Here is a 984-nt window from a genome sequence, read left to right as displayed (position 1 = left end):
ACGACGCTCTTCCGATCTGGATGCCGCTGGAAAAACCAAACTGCTGCAAAACCTCAACAGCCTGCACAGCCTCGCCAGCCAAGCCCTTGCCCTGCGCCATTTGCAAGGCCGGGTCGCCGTTTAACGCGGTCAGCCGCGCACGGTACGGCAGCCGCAAGGCCCGCATAAACCGCGCAATACGGGCGTCTATCATATCTGTTATGCTTGGCATGTCGGCCCCTTAGTCAAAGTCATAATCACACTCATCGCCGTCAGATTTCTTCTTTCTCTTGTGCGGCTTTCTGGCAGTGTCAGGCAGCCACACGCCCCAGGGCTTGAGCACAAGCTGGGTTGTCGTACCCTCGCGCCCACCCACAAAGGTGCGGCGGGCAAGCATCGTTGTGATGTCGCATTGCAGGGCATCAGAGCGCAGGCGCAGGCGCATGCCCGGCTGCCAGGGCTTGCCGTTTTCAATGGCATGGCCGCGTACACGAACGGTGATGGTAAGGCTTTCCATGATGCCATCAGTAATGATTTTTCGGGCGCGACGGCTGGCCATGTCTGTACTGTCCACATGCCCCTCATCACGTATGAGGGGCCGATAGAACCACGCACCCTTATCTTTGACCGTATGCGTTAGCTGGGTGTCGGCTTCATCATCCTCACCGCCGATGCTCTGCCCAAGCACTGTGACCTCGCTGTAACGGCGGTTACAGCTTTCCTCCAGCGTAATATCCAGCACATTATTGCCCGTGCCATCTTTGACCAGCACAAGTTCTGCGTCCACTGCCCGGCTGTAGTCCGGCGCGGCCACCATGAGGGTGCCGTCCGGCTCAAACCACGGCCAAAGGCCGCTAGCCTCGGCTGCGCGCTGCAAAGCCTCCCACGCCGACATGCCCGGCTCTACAGCTACCTTCTTGTACGCAGCGCCGCTCGATTGCACCTTGATTTTGTCCACGCCCACGGGTCGCAGCATGCTTGCGCACACCTCGGCCACTGTGGCCT

2 protein-coding genes are annotated in these 984 nt (G+C 59.8%); both read right to left on the bottom strand.

The window, feature by feature from the left end; genetic code table 11:
• A partial coding sequence (locus V6C16_RS14175) for a phage baseplate assembly protein domain-containing protein (RefSeq protein ID WP_333543550.1) occupies positions 1-211 on the bottom strand: 211 nt, incomplete at its 3' end.
• 9 nt (positions 212-220) lie between these two features.
• Positions 221-984: hypothetical protein (locus V6C16_RS14170; protein ID WP_333543549.1), on the bottom strand; the 764-nt coding region annotated here is incomplete at its 5' end.

Origin of the sequence: Desulfovibrio sp. 1188_IL3213, from assembly GCF_036763145.1 — a bacterium.
Lineage (GTDB): Bacteria > Desulfobacterota > Desulfovibrionia > Desulfovibrionales > Desulfovibrionaceae > Desulfovibrio.
Note: the sequence above shows the minus strand (reverse complement) of the source record. Positions and strands in the feature narration are given on the sequence as shown.